14 protein-coding genes and 1 pseudogene are annotated in these 13,365 nt (G+C 33.2%); all 15 read right to left on the bottom strand.

Translation table 11 applies throughout. The features are described 5' to 3' along the window. Window positions 1-570 (bottom strand): annotated as a pseudogene (locus EGI22_RS12835) (hypothetical protein); the annotation flags it as partial. A 663-nt stretch (window positions 571-1,233) separates the two neighbouring features. Further along, window positions 1,234-1,509: a hypothetical protein gene (locus EGI22_RS12830; RefSeq protein ID WP_255068866.1), complete on the bottom strand. Its 276-nt coding sequence runs from the start codon at window positions 1,507-1,509 to the stop codon at window positions 1,234-1,236. 2 nt (window positions 1,510-1,511) lie between these two features. After that, entirely contained in the window at window positions 1,512-2,036 is a 525-nt protein-coding gene (locus EGI22_RS12825) for a DUF420 domain-containing protein (RefSeq protein WP_255068865.1), read from the bottom strand. A 3-nt stretch (window positions 2,037-2,039) separates the two neighbouring features. After that, a complete protein-coding gene (locus EGI22_RS12820) occupies window positions 2,040-2,711 on the bottom strand; it encodes an SCO family protein (protein ID WP_255068864.1) in 672 nt (223 codons plus the stop codon). Continuing rightward, window positions 2,712-3,038, bottom strand: coding sequence for a cytochrome C oxidase subunit IV family protein (locus EGI22_RS12815; RefSeq protein WP_255068863.1), 327 nt, complete (start codon window positions 3,036-3,038; stop codon window positions 2,712-2,714). 23 nt (window positions 3,039-3,061) lie between these two features. After that, the gene (locus tag EGI22_RS12810) at window positions 3,062-3,823 is read right to left on the bottom strand and encodes a cytochrome c oxidase subunit 3 (RefSeq protein WP_255068862.1); all 762 of its coding nucleotides are present in this window, start codon (window positions 3,821-3,823) and stop codon (window positions 3,062-3,064) included. A gap of 84 nt (window positions 3,824-3,907) precedes the next feature. Continuing rightward, window positions 3,908-4,480, bottom strand: a complete 573-nt coding sequence (locus tag EGI22_RS12805; RefSeq protein ID WP_255068861.1) for a cytochrome c oxidase subunit 3 — start codon at window positions 4,478-4,480, stop codon at window positions 3,908-3,910. Further along, window positions 4,480-5,358 (bottom strand): heme o synthase, encoded by an 879-nt coding sequence (gene cyoE, locus EGI22_RS12800; RefSeq protein WP_255068860.1) that lies wholly within the window; start codon window positions 5,356-5,358, stop codon window positions 4,480-4,482. Before cyoE ends, EGI22_RS12805 begins: the two co-directional genes overlap by 1 nt. Continuing rightward, window positions 5,358-6,308, bottom strand: a complete 951-nt coding sequence (locus tag EGI22_RS12795; RefSeq protein ID WP_255068859.1) for a heme A synthase — start codon at window positions 6,306-6,308, stop codon at window positions 5,358-5,360. Before EGI22_RS12795 ends, cyoE begins: the two co-directional genes overlap by 1 nt. Before the next feature lie 63 nt (window positions 6,309-6,371). After that, window positions 6,372-8,246, bottom strand: coding sequence for a cbb3-type cytochrome c oxidase subunit I (locus EGI22_RS12790; protein ID WP_255068858.1), 1,875 nt, complete (start codon window positions 8,244-8,246; stop codon window positions 6,372-6,374). Between the two features lie 7 nt (window positions 8,247-8,253). Continuing rightward, window positions 8,254-9,390, bottom strand: a complete 1,137-nt coding sequence (locus EGI22_RS12785) for a cytochrome c oxidase subunit II (RefSeq protein ID WP_255068857.1) — start codon at window positions 9,388-9,390, stop codon at window positions 8,254-8,256. 31 nt (window positions 9,391-9,421) lie between these two features. Further along, window positions 9,422-10,744, bottom strand: coding sequence for a quinol:cytochrome C oxidoreductase (locus EGI22_RS12780; protein ID WP_255068856.1), 1,323 nt, complete (start codon window positions 10,742-10,744; stop codon window positions 9,422-9,424). A gap of 35 nt (window positions 10,745-10,779) precedes the next feature. Beyond that, window positions 10,780-11,385 carry a cytochrome c gene (locus EGI22_RS12775; RefSeq protein WP_255068855.1) on the bottom strand — a complete coding sequence of 202 codons (606 nt, stop codon included), beginning with the start codon at window positions 11,383-11,385 and terminating at the stop codon, window positions 10,780-10,782. Window positions 11,386-11,403: 18 nt separating this feature from the next. Continuing rightward, window positions 11,404-11,925 carry a DUF3341 domain-containing protein gene (locus tag EGI22_RS12770; protein ID WP_255068854.1) on the bottom strand — a complete coding sequence of 174 codons (522 nt, stop codon included), beginning with the start codon at window positions 11,923-11,925 and terminating at the stop codon, window positions 11,404-11,406. Between the two features lie 30 nt (window positions 11,926-11,955). Then, the gene (nrfD, locus tag EGI22_RS12765; RefSeq protein WP_255068853.1) at window positions 11,956-13,320 is read right to left on the bottom strand and encodes an NrfD/PsrC family molybdoenzyme membrane anchor subunit; all 1,365 of its coding nucleotides are present in this window, start codon (window positions 13,318-13,320) and stop codon (window positions 11,956-11,958) included. Window positions 13,321-13,365: the final 45 nt, after the last annotated feature.

Raw genomic sequence — 13,365 nt, 5'->3', positions numbered from 1 at the left:
GTAAAAAGTGGTTACATCGTAAAAGACTACGTCTAAACTTTGGTTGAACAGATCGCGACCAGTTTGGAAGATTTGTTGCTGGATGAGTTCATTGTTTTGAGCCAATTTATCCAAGGCTCGGTAAAGATGATGTAAGGATAGTTCGGGTAGATTTACATATTCTTCTCGGTGCTGAAAGTTACTGAGTTTGCTACAAGGACTTTGAAGACGCTCCAAAAGCATCAAAAAAACACTATCAAATAGGCTGAATTGCAGCTTACTCTTTTTCTGAATACGATCTAATAATGACTTTAAGCCATAATGCTCAAGGGAATAGCCGAATACCTTTTGGTAACCATAATTGTACCGGCCTAATTCCAATAATTCGCCTTCGAGAAGGGCTTTCAAGTCACCACCGCCTAATTCATAAAACTTGATTCCAATGTTACGAAGATCCTCAGGCTTATAATCTTCGACCTTCCCAAGAGAGTACAAAACCTTCGACGTTGGTTTACCATCAGCATTTCGATAACTCTCCAAAATGCGTAAATAAGTACCCGATTCTTTCTTTTCAACTTTCAAATAAGCCATAATGCAAAATTACAACCGTAAGACACTGAAAGTCAATACCTAAAAACCAAATCGGCTCTCTACAATTTTTTGAAAATTAAGCCAAAATCCTGCTCAGGTATTCATCTGAGAGCTTTTTGAAAAAATAGGTGTCAAAGTCAAGAGGTTCTAGAACTGAGTTCTTGTTGAGATAATAAGAACCTTAAATATTAATAGAAAAGCGACTTTAGGGTCGCTTTTTTTGTTTTATAACCTATTATATTGGTCACCTTTTATCTTTCAATCACCAAAAGAATTTATACAATTTGCAATTCTTGCCACAGGAATAACTTTCAGTGAAAATAAGCTATTGACAGGTATAAATTTAATCAAAAACAAGCTTTCACTATAAACACATTAAGCAAAAATATCCTTCCATATCTCGAATGGTAGGATATTAACAATAAAATTAAAAAAGGGCTATAATAAATAAAGGAGATTATAACATTTTAATGGAGGGAGTAAATCCTACAGTTAATCAAAGGCTAAAAACCCGACTGTAAAAATAAATTTAACACAGAAAGAACATTAACTATGATTAATATTTAAAAAATATGATTTTATTCAACCAAAATAAGCTGAACAAAAAAAGACCCAAACACTTAAGCTCGAGTCTTTTACAAAATCCAAATCATTTCTCGAAACTCACTTCTTATAAATCTCGGATAATCTAGCTTCTAATGCTTGTCTTTCTTTCAATTCCTTTTTTCCAGTCCTAAACCATAGGAAAATCAAAGATCCAACTAATAAATATGGAAATGTAAAAAGGTAAATAATACCAAAATTCAATCCTGTACCAATTCCGCCTCTTCCCTCACTCAAATTGCTGGATACAGTCACTCTACACATAGCACATTGAGCCATAGTATCAAACGAAACTGCTAAAATCAAAATCAATAGAATTAATAAAGTCTTTTTCATTTTCAAAAAGTGTAATAAGGTGAAATCATCAAGTAAGCCAAAACACCCGTAATAGAAACATATAACCAAATCGGATATGCAATCTTAACTACTTTTCTATGCTCTGCATCCATCCTATTCCATCCATAATAATATGCTCTCAATACAAATGGCAAAACAACCAAAGATGCTCCAATATGACTAATCAAATTGAAGTAATAAAAGTATCGAATAAACCCCTCTCCTCCAAATGATGTAGAAGGATTAGTTAAATGATAAATAACATAAAAAACAAGAAACAAACCACCCAATCCAAAGGCAATTGACATGACAGCTTTATGGGCAGAAATGTTTTTACTTTTTATTAAAAACAGACCCAATATCAATAATATTGCAGTAGTAGAATTTATTATTGCATTGAGAAATGGCAAATTTTGCGTCCATTGACCTAAATCTAACTTAGTTCTGATTCCTAACAAAACAGCAACTACCACTGGCACCGCAATTGATATTACATTTATAGTACTAAAAAGCTTCTTATTCTCCATTTCTTATTTTAACAAAACCTTAATTTCAACCATCAATCTATCAATATCCGCCACATTTGTACCTTCATATATTCCTCTGATATGATTTTCTTTATCTATTAATAATAACCTATCTGAATGGATAAAAGTTTGGTCAATATTCGAAATCTCTGGATCATATTCTGAAGCATCAGAAACTGGCAGCTTGAAACCTTTTATACATAAATCATAAATGTATTTTTTATCTCCTGTCAAAAACTTCCAATTATTTCCAGAAAAGTCAAAAGTTTGGGCATACAGATTTAAAATACGAGGTGTATCAAATTTTGGATCAACGGTAATCGATAAAATTTGTAAATCATAATTTTTTTTAAAATTTTCAGCTACCCTCAGCAGGTTTTTATTAGTTATGGGACAAACTGTTCCGCATCTACTAAAAAAGAAGCCTACAACCCTTATTTGGCCTTTACTAAAGGTCACTTCCGTACTATCTTGGTCAAGTAATTTAAATGAAGGAACTTTAACAAAAGAGGTATCACCGTCTATTATCTTTACTTCTCCTGATTCATTTAACTCAGGGAAATAATGAGGAAGGTCAAATTTATTATTTCCGAAATACTTCAAAAATAAAAAAACAAAAACCGGGACACCCAAAACTAGAAAGAGTATCCCGGCCCTAAAATATTTTTTCTGCATCTATTTTCTCACAAAACCAATATATCCACCTTCAACTACTAAGGCTACTAACAACCAAACAACAAACATCGCTGGTAAAATCACCGTCCAGATCATCGTCTTAACTTCATCCTTTAAGTGCATAAAAGTCCCAACTATGTAATATGCCTTAACAATTGTCATAATAATAAAAATACCAATTTTAGTATATTTAAAAGTATCAGCATCTAAACCAAACGCAACAACAAATTCAAAAGCGGTTAAGATTAATAAAATCCAAAATACTCTCCAAAGTGCTTTAGTTTGAGGTTTTTGTCTTTCTGAGGTTTCATTAACTGTATGTTCCATAATATTATCTCAATTTAAAAAATTTATACCAAGTAAAAGAAAGTAAATACAAACACCCAAACAAGGTCTACAAAGTGCCAATATAATCCAATCTTCTCAATCATCTCGTAATGACCTCTTTTCTCATATACACCATTTGCAGTGTTATAGAATATCATGATATTCAAAACAACACCTGATAATACGTGTGTTCCATGGAAACCCGTAATAAAAAAGAATAGGTCAGCAAATGCTGGAGGACCATACTGATTTTGAACCAAATTAGCCCCAAATACTTTTGCTCCATCAGCCAAAAGCAAACCGCCTTCTGTACCTGTTATAAAGTGTCCCCACTCCCATGCTTGTGATCCTAGGAAAGTAAAACCTCCAAGAATTGTCCAAAGCATCCATTTTTCTACATCAGCTTTATCTCTTCTGTGACCTGCTTCCACTGCTAAAACCATAGTAACAGAACTAAAAATCAATATGAAAGTCATTAAACCAACGAAAACCAAAGGAAGAGACATCCCATGTAAAAATGGAACTGCTTCAAAAACTCGTTCTGGTATAGGCCAATATACTTGAGAAAACTCAAACGTTTTATGGGTCATGTCAGGCATGATATCCTTAAATGAAGGTGCACTATACCTTATTAATCCATAAGATATCAATAATGCCGAAAAAGTAAAAGTATCAGATAGTAGAAAAATCCACATCATCAACTTTCCATAACCCACCTTCATTGGTTGAGTTCCACCCTGCCAAGTTAAATGATCAGGATTCAAAGAAGTCTTAGCAACTGCCATAAAAACAAATTAGTTTAAATTATCGAACAAATTTAAAAAATCATTTTGTAAAAACGCCAAAAACATTGTTTACAATTAAAATTTTTATCTAAAAAACAGTAAAAACAAAAATAAATATACCCAAAGGATGTCTAAAAAATGCCAATAGGTAGCACAAACTTCAATTCTTATTAAGTTTTTCGAATGAATATTCATTTTGAAAGCCTCCATAAAAGAAAAGAAAAGTACAAATAGGCCTGTGACTAGGTGAAAACCATGTAAACCAGTCAACACATAATAAAATGATTCAGCGGGATTGCCTTTCAAATAAACTCCCTGGCTCTGCAATTGTGTCCAACCAATATATTGCATCGCTAAAAAAACTAAACCAGATACAAAAGTTATTGAAATAAACAATTTGAGATTACCGAAATTATCTTTTTGTGCAGATTTAAATCCTAAATGCATAAAAATACTGCTCAATACTAAAACACCAGTACTGTAATAAAATATCGAAGGAATATCAAATTCAGTCCAACTACCCTCTGCCCTTCTTACCAAATAAGCACTAGTAAAAGCAGCGAAAAACATTATTATTGTTATAATAAAAAGCCATACTATAAACTTACACTTGTTTACAGTCAATATTGGTTTAGTAATTTCAATATTTTTTTCCATCACATCTTATTGATTAAGTAGGCTATTTGAACTATTGGTAAATACAAAAACGAACCAAACATTAAGCCCATTGCAGCTTTTTTGGTTCTTTCCTTCATTAAATACAAAGTTTGAGCTAAGAATAATATTCCACACAGCATAGCCACAACTGCAGAATCAATTTTAGTCATTTGCAAATAATAAGGTACCCAACATAAGGGTAAAAGAAACAAAGTATAAATCGTGATTTGGATGGCGGAATTCAAATCTTTTCCTCCTTTAGAAGGAAGTAATTTAAAACCTGCCTTTTTGTAATCGTCATCCAATACCCAAGCAATTGCCCAAAAATGAGGAAACTGCCAAAAGAATTGAATCGCAAACAGAATCCCAGGCTCTAAACCAAAATGGCCAGTAGCTGCAACCCAACCGATCATTGGAGGAAATGCCCCAGGCAAGGCACCCACAGCAACAGCTATAGGTCCAACTCTTTTTAAAGGAGTATATACGAAGCCATATAATATCAAAGAAAGTAATGATAGTGCCGCAGCAGGGATATTAAATAAAATTGCAATTAATCCTATACCAAATAAACCTAAAGAAGTTCCAAAATAAATAGCCTCTGAAACACTAAGTCTCCCAGAAGGCAGAGGCCTGTTTTCTGTTCTTGACATTAGTTTGTCAAGCTCGATTTCTTTTATTTGATTAATTATATTAGCAGCTGCGGTAATACTAAAAGCAGCAATTCCAAAAAGAAATAGATGAAAATAATTAACATCATTGGAAGCTAAAGTAAAACCAAAACAACTAGAAAAAACAACGGTAATTGATAACCTGAATTTTGTTAAATCAAAATAGGCTCTCAATTTTTCTGAAAAAGATATATTTATACTATTATCCATTAATTAATAATCTCTGGTTTTGTCAAAAACAACAAAACAAATTGCAAAGTCAAAACTATAGTACCTAATGTTAAATGAATTGGTTGTACCATTGCTGGTAAACTCAAATAATTCAAAACAACTCCAGTAATAACGCTAAATAAAACAACTATCAATGCCCCTTTGGAAAAATCGAATAACAACTCCCCTTTAAAATTATTGAAAGCTTTTTTAAAAATTAAAAAGTGAAATACTAATATCAATAATGAAATTCCAGTATGGAAATAAACTTTCCCTTTAACACTTAAAAGCCACAAATCTCTATTACTATCACCAAAAGTTCTTTGTGCTAAATCTATCCCTTCTCTTATCTGAGTACCAAAAACTATTTGGCCTAAACTTAGAATCAAAACTATTATTATCAAAAACACTAAATCGCTAGTAGAACTTAATTTTGGAATAAGTTTTTCATAAAAATAAGTCTTTAACAATGCCAAAACCAAAAGTCCTAAAATTACAATAGAAACCAACATGTGTATAGTTATCATCCCAGGCAAAAGTTCTGACGAAACTACCTTTGCCCCTAACCAACCTTCAAACAACACTAGTATAAAAGCAAAAAAACTTAAATAAAATATTTTACTGTGAGTTTTATAATAAGCTTTATATGAAAAAATAACAGTAAGAAAAATGAAGAAACCAACTAAAACACCAAGAAGTCGATTTATATATTCAATCCAAGTTTTAGTAGCATTAAAAACAACTTCGCCCTTAAGCTTGGCACCAAAAATCTCTTGATAATTAAAAGGTAATTGGTCCACAGAGGTTGGTGGAACCCACATACCGAAACATTTAGGCCAATCAGGACAACCCATACCTGCACCAGAGGCTCTTACGAAGCCACCTACAAATATTAAGCCTATAACAGCTACAATTGTCAATAATACAAACCTCCTAAATAAATTGACCACTTAATTAAAAAAAAGTACAATGAAGTTAAAATACCTTCATTGTACTGATTTAGAGAATATACATTAATCGTGTATACTCGTATCGTATTTAATACTTTGTATTTGTTGCTCTTTTGCAATCAACTCATTCTCCTCAGGTAAATTAGATTCAGGAGTTGCAGAGAATGGAACATTTTGAGGAATAAAATCATCAGGAGCCCCAGGCTTAGAATAGTCATAAGGCCATCTGTAAACAGTAGGTATCTCACCAGGCCAGTTACCATGCCCTGGATTTACCGGGGTTGTCCATTCCAGTGTATTTGACTTCCAAGGATTTTCTGGAGCTAGTTTTCCTTTAAATATTGAATAAACAAAATTTGAAATAAACACTATCTGAGCAAAAACAGTAATTATAGCAGCAATAGTAATGAAGGCATTCAAATCCATGTATGTATTGAATGTTTCAAATCCTGACCATTGGTAATATCTCCTAGGAAAACCAGCAATACCAATATAGTGCATTGGGAAAAACACTAAATAAACACCAATAAAAGTTATCCAAAAGTGAATATATCCTAAAGTATTGTTCATCATTCTTCCGAACATTTTAGGGAACCAATGATAAACACCAGCTATCATACCAAAGAAAGCAGCTGAACCCATTACTAAGTGGAAGTGAGCAACCACAAAATAAGTATCATGAAGTTGAATATCTAAAGCCGAATTTCCTAAAATAATTCCAGTTAATCCACCTGAAATAAAGAAAGAAACTAAACCAATTGCAAATAACATTGCAGGGGTAAAAATAATATTTCCTTTCCAAAGAGTGGTAATATAATTAAATCCTTTTACCGCAGAAGGGACAGCTATAATCAAGGTAAGTAACATAAATACTGAACCTAAGAAAGGATTCATACCTGTTACAAACATGTGGTGAGCCCAAACAATAAATGCTAGGAACATTATACCTGCCATTGAGAATATCATCGCTTTGTAACCAAATATTGGCTTACGAGAATTTGTAGCTATAATTTCAGAAGTCAAACCAAGTGCAGGTAATATTACTATATATACCTCTGGATGACCTAAGAACCAAAATAAATGTTGGAACAAAATCGGACTTCCACCTTGATTTGGTAAAGCTTGACCATTAATATAAATATCAGATAGGAAGAAGCTAGTACCAAAACTACGGTCAAAAATCAATAATAAAGCTGCAGATAACAACACAGGAAAAGAAAGTATCCCTAAAATCGCAGTAAATGTAAAAGCCCAAATTGTAAGAGGCAATTTATCCATTGACATACCCTTAGTACGCAAATTGATAACAGTAGTTACATAATTTATACCTCCCAACAAACTTGATACAATAAACAAAGCCATAGCGACTAACCAAAGTGTCATACCATCACCAGAACCCGGATTTGCTTGCTTAAGAGCACTCAAAGGTGGATATATAACCCAACTACCGCCAGCAGGTCCAGTTTTAACAAACAATGAAATGAACATAATTAAACTAGACAAAAAGAAAATCCAGTAAGATAACATGTTCATAAATCCTGAGGCCATATCTCTAGCTCCAATTTGAAGAGGTATTAGAAAATTAGAGAATGTACCACTTAACCCAGCCGTAAGTACAAAGAATACCATAATGGTACCATGCATAGTGACTAGTGCTAAATAAAAATTAGGATCTAATTTTCCTGATTCATTAATCCATTCTCCAAGAATAGGTTTTAGCCAAGACATATCTAAGTCTGGAAAACCTAACTGTAAACGGAAAACAACTGACATCAATGCTCCAATTACAGCCCAAACAATACCAGAAATAAGATATTGTTTAGCAATAACTTTATGATCTTCAGAAAATATATATTTTCTGATAAAACCTAATTCATGGTGTTCTTCGTGCGAATGATCACCGTGAGTGTCTACTTCAACTTGAGAAACAACTGACATATATTTATTATTTTAAAACTTTACTTGAATTACCCAACACATTTGAAGCAACAACTTCAGCAGGAACTTCCTCAACTGCAACTTCACCACCATCGATATATTTTTGAGCTTTAGCCTTCAAATTATCCGGTACCTTATTCAACAAATCTGGATTTTCAGTCAACATAGGTTTCTGACTTTTTTTCCATTTTTCATAATCAGCAGGTTCATCTACAACTAATAAAAGCTTCATTCCAAAATGCGAGCGACCACAAATTTCAGTACAAGCTATTTCATAATTAAATTCAGGCTTACCTAACTCTGCTCTCATATCAGCAGTTGATTTATCTGCAACAAACCAAAATTTCGTAGGCATTCCAGGAACAGCATCCATCTTAACTCTCATGTGCGGAATGAATACACTATGCAATACATCTCTAGCTCTAATTTTTAACAAAACTGGTTTGCCTTTAGGAATATGCATTTCAGAAGCGTTAGAAAAATCATCAAATGAATTAGGATCTGAAAAATCAATTCCCATTGGATTGCCACCAGCATCATCCATCAACTTGAAATTATACTTACCAAATTCATTATTGTCGACTCCAGCATACCTTACAGTCCAACCGAATTGTTTACCCATAATATCAATTTGCTCAGCATTAGCAGGTGCTTCAGAAGTTATTTTAGTCCAAACTCTTAAACCTGAAAAAACTAATCCAGCCATGATAACTGCTGGAACTGTTGTCCATATTACCTCCAAATTATTATTGTGGGTATAGAATGTAACTTTTCTATTTTTGTTGTGACGATACAAATAACTAAACAAAAACAAAAATGTATTCACCACAAAAAACCCAATCATTATTACAATCATCGAAACCCAAAACCAATAATCTGTTACTTTACCATGCTCCGAAGCAGCTTCAGGTAAAAAATCTTTTTTGTAAACCATAAAAGACCAGATTATTCCAACAATACTGATTAGCCAAAAAGCAAATAAACCTATGCCATTAGCATCATTATATTTATCCGCTGCTCCTAAATAAGTCTCCTCCTCTTTTTTTGATTTATCCAAACCTTTCAGGATACTTTGTGTTTTAGACACCACCATGAAGGTTAGAACAATAAACAATATCGATAATATAGCTATTAATATGGTCATTTTATTATATCAATTATCTTTTAAATTTCAATTAAATTTCGTGATGCAAACTCTCTTCTAAGAATGGGTGATTTTTAGCAACCAAATTAGCCTTAGAGAGCTGATTCGCTACAAAGTAAATAAACATTGAGGCAAAAGTTAAAGTTGTTCCCCACTCAATAATACCAATTCCTCCCTGATCTTTAGCTATGCCAGGCATTTGCATTTGATAAAAATCAAACCAGTGTCCCATTAAAATAGAACCACAAGCCAATTTAAGGAAAATCATATTTCTTTTAGACTCTCTAGCCATCAATATTAGAAAAGGAAAAACAAAATTAAGTACTATATTAATTATGAATGGAGCAAAATATCTACCATCATATCCAGATAACCTTTCTCTGAAGTAAATTGTTTCTTCGGGAAGGTTGGCATAGAAAATTAAAAGATATTGACTAAACCAAACATAAGCCCAAAATATCGAGAAACCGAACATTAACTTACCCAAATCGTGAATAGCACTAAAGTTTACACTCTTTAAATACCCATGGTCCTTAAGTAACAAAATTGTAAGCATAATTGTTGCTAAACCAGCTACATGCCAAGAAGCCAAATGATACCAACCAAACATTGTAGAAAACCAGTGTGTATCTATTGACATTGAAAAATCCCAAGCGGCTGTTGATGAAGTAACAGCAAAAAATATTAAAAACATTTTTGCATAGCTTCTGCTCTTATTATAAAAATAAATATCATTATTTTCATCTTCTAATAATGAATATTTTCTAATTTGAGTCCACAGATAATACCAAATAGCAAAGTAAGAAACCATTCTTACCAAGAAAAATCCAAAGTTTAAATACCAAGATTTACCAGCAATTATTTTATCATAATTTTCACTAGCTGGATCCATTACTCCATGATGAGCCCAGTGAAAAATAACTTCACGAGAGCTAGGTACTAAGAATAAACCTAACATAATTATCGCAGGAACAATAATAAAAGATGGAAGTGCTTCAGGAACTCTTTTAAAAGATGTATACCAACCAGCCTTAGCAACGTAGTTGTAAGACAAAAAGAATACACCTACCACAGAGATACCTAAAAAGTAAACACTATTCATCCAGATATTACCAATAATTCTTGAGAATAAAGTAGCACCGTGATGCTCACCATTTGCATGTGCATCTGCAGCTCCATGTTCCGCTCCATGACCAGAACTCCAAACTCCAATGCTCATATGGTTATTTAACAAAAAGGCACCTAAAGCTACCATAGCTACTCCTATGATTGCTGAAATAATAAGCTTTTTCCTTAATGCAGGACTAAAATCAAATGATTCGTCTAGTGAAGGTATTTCGTGCTTGTGAGCCATTATTATATTGTTTTTTTCAATTAAAATTTTTTAAATTAACCGCCTATTTGCAGTCTTTGTAAATAGTGTGCAATTTTCCAACGTTCCTCAGGCAATACTTGAGCACCGTGAGGCCACATCCTATTTCTTCCAAAAGTAATTACATGAAATACGTGTCCCATAGTCATATCTTTATAAGCATCTGCAGCATAGTTAGGAACGCCTTTATATTTAGCAGCAACTTTACCATCTCCTGCTCCTTTAACACCATGACAATGCATACAATTTCTTTCATATAAAACTTTACCTTCATCTTCAGCAGCTTCTGACCAAGGAATAGGGTTTTTCAAGTTTTCAGCTATAGCTAAATCATCTTTTCCTAAACCATAAATCATAAGATCATTCACAACAGTACTATCGTCTTGAACAAAACTCGTTTTGTATTTCCTTCTTGAAATAGTACCATCAACTGGGTATCTCATGTTCATTCCATTCGGATTAATGCCATTTTTCTCAATCTGAGTTTGAGATTCATATCCTATAGAATTATACATATTAGGAGCAAACTCCAAACCCGTATCATTCTTTTTATCGCAAGAAAATAAGGCTAAACCTAAAAATCCGCTTAAAACAAGTTTAAAATATATTTTACTATTTTTCATTTTAAGATTTATTAAACTTTAAACTTCTTTCACATTTACTTCTTCAGCACCTACTTCTTTTAGAAATGATGAAATCTCTGAATCCGAAATTGTATTTTTATTTAAATCAATTGCCATTGCAAATTTATCATCTGTACTCCTGACATCAAATATCAATGGCTTAACACTTGGTCCTAAACCTTCCATGAAGAAAAAGGTAAAAGCCATACCAAAGGCTGCAAGCAAAACGGTTAATTCGAAAACAATCGGAATATTGGTAGGAAAAGGAAAAAAGTTCTTTCCACCTATATTCATTGGCCAATCTATACCCAAAGTCCAAAAAGTAAGTAAAAATGCTAACGAAGTTCCAGTTATACCAAACAAGAAAGCTGGAACACCCATACGAGGCCTTTCATAGCCCAAAACATGATCCAATCCATGAACTGGGTAAGGACAAAAAACCTCATGAATTTTAATGCCTTTACTTCTGATTTTCTGAACAGCATCCATCACAACGTCCTCGTCGTTAAAAATGCCCACTAAATATTTTTTATCTGCCATTTTTATTTAATTAATCTTAATTGAAATTAATTATTGCTTTGAGTTTTTTTCAGATGATGATTTCAATACCGATTTTACTTCAGCCATATTGATTACAGGCAAGAACTTAGAAAACAAAAGGAAACATGTAAAGAAGAATCCAAATGAAAACAAATAATCACCAATATCTCCCATTCTAGGAGTAAAATATGTCCAACTTGAAGGCAAATAATCTCTATGCAACGAAGTAACAATAATTACAAAACGCTCAAACCACATACCAATATTTACAACAACAGCAATCACAAAAGAAACTACTATGTTTTCTCTCATACTCTTAAACCAGAAAATTTGAGGAGATAATACGTTGCAAGTCATCATAGCTAAATATGACCACCACAAAGGCCCAGCAGCTCTGTTAAAAAACGCATATTTCTCATACTCTACGCCTGAATAAGCAGCAATAAAGAACTCTGTAATATAGGCAACGCCAACAATAGATCCAGTAACTGTAATGATTTTATTCATTAAAGAAATATGCTCTAATGTAATGTAGTCTTCTAATTTGTAAACTACTCTAGTTACTAACATTAAGTTCTGAACCATCGCAAAACCTGAGAAAATCGCACCAGCAACAAAGTATGGAGGGAAAATTGTAGTGTGCCATCCTGGAATAACCGAAGTTGCAAAGTCCATTGATACAATAGTATGTACTGAAAGTACCAGAGGAGTGGATAAACCAGCAAGAATTAATGAAACATCTTCATATCTAGCCCATGTCTTGGCACCACCCGTCCATCCTAAAGAAAGTGCACCATAAATAGATTTACGTACCCCTGTAGCTCTATCTCTTATAGTAGCTAAGTCAGGAATAAGTCCAATAAACCAAAACAAACATGAAACTGAGAAATACGTTGAGATAGCGAAAACGTCCCAAACTAGCGGTGAGTTGAAGTTAACCCATAATGAACCGAAAGTATTAGGAAAAGGCAAAGCCCAATAAGCTAACCAAGGACGACCCATGTGCATTAAGATAAAAGATGCAGCACAAAGTACAGCAAAAATTGTCATCGCTTCTGCAGCTCTGTTAATAGAGGTTCTCCATTTTTGACGAAATAATAATAGGATTGCAGAAATAAGTGTACCAGCATGACCGATACCAACCCACCAAACGAAGTTGGTGATATCCCAAGCCCAACCTACTGTTTTATTTAAACCCCAAACACCTAGACCTTCCCACCATGTCCACAAAACCCAACTACCACCATACAATAGTACCAAAACAGATATAGCAAATGCTACTTTCCATTCTTTGGTTGGTTTTGCTTCAACATGTCTGCAAATATCCTCAGTAACATCGTGGTAGGTTTTCCCGCCGGTTACTAGATGTTCTCTTATTGGTGAAACTACTGACATAATTATATCCTAGAAATTTTTCGGAACTTTATTTATTAAAAAATT

The sequence above is a fragment of the Lacihabitans sp. LS3-19 genome, assembly GCF_024343575.1.
GTDB lineage: Bacteria > Bacteroidota > Bacteroidia > Cytophagales > Spirosomataceae > Leadbetterella.
Note: the sequence above shows the minus strand (reverse complement) of the source record. Positions and strands in the feature narration are given on the sequence as shown.

What these genes read in the sequence shown, in the direction of transcription:
- EGI22_RS12805 (WP_255068861.1), bottom strand. Translation starts at nt 4,480, where the DNA reads ATGGAAAAAAATATTGAAATTACTAAACCAATATTGACTGTAAACAAG.
- EGI22_RS12830 (WP_255068866.1), bottom strand. Translation starts at nt 1,509, where the DNA reads ATGAAAAAGACTTTATTAATTCTATTGATTTTGATTTTAGCAGTTTCG.
- EGI22_RS12785 (WP_255068857.1), bottom strand. Translation starts at nt 9,390, where the DNA reads ATGACCATATTAATAGCTATATTATCGATATTGTTTATTGTTCTAACC.
- cyoE (WP_255068860.1), bottom strand. Translation starts at nt 5,358, where the DNA reads ATGGATAATAGTATAAATATATCTTTTTCAGAAAAATTGAGAGCCTAT.
- EGI22_RS12825 (WP_255068865.1), bottom strand. Translation starts at nt 2,036, where the DNA reads ATGGAGAATAAGAAGCTTTTTAGTACTATAAATGTAATATCAATTGCG.
- EGI22_RS12815 (WP_255068863.1), bottom strand. Translation starts at nt 3,038, where the DNA reads ATGGAACATACAGTTAATGAAACCTCAGAAAGACAAAAACCTCAAACT.
- EGI22_RS12770 (WP_255068854.1), bottom strand. Translation starts at nt 11,925, where the DNA reads ATGGCAGATAAAAAATATTTAGTGGGCATTTTTAACGACGAGGACGTT.
- nrfD (WP_255068853.1), bottom strand. Translation starts at nt 13,320, where the DNA reads ATGTCAGTAGTTTCACCAATAAGAGAACATCTAGTAACCGGCGGGAAA.
- EGI22_RS12820 (WP_255068864.1), bottom strand. Translation starts at nt 2,711, where the DNA reads ATGCAGAAAAAATATTTTAGGGCCGGGATACTCTTTCTAGTTTTGGGT.
- EGI22_RS12790 (WP_255068858.1), bottom strand. Translation starts at nt 8,246, where the DNA reads ATGTCAGTTGTTTCTCAAGTTGAAGTAGACACTCACGGTGATCATTCG.
- EGI22_RS12780 (WP_255068856.1), bottom strand. Translation starts at nt 10,744, where the DNA reads ATGGCTCACAAGCACGAAATACCTTCACTAGACGAATCATTTGATTTT.
- EGI22_RS12775 (WP_255068855.1), bottom strand. Translation starts at nt 11,385, where the DNA reads ATGAAAAATAGTAAAATATATTTTAAACTTGTTTTAAGCGGATTTTTA.
- EGI22_RS12810 (WP_255068862.1), bottom strand. Translation starts at nt 3,823, where the DNA reads ATGGCAGTTGCTAAGACTTCTTTGAATCCTGATCATTTAACTTGGCAG.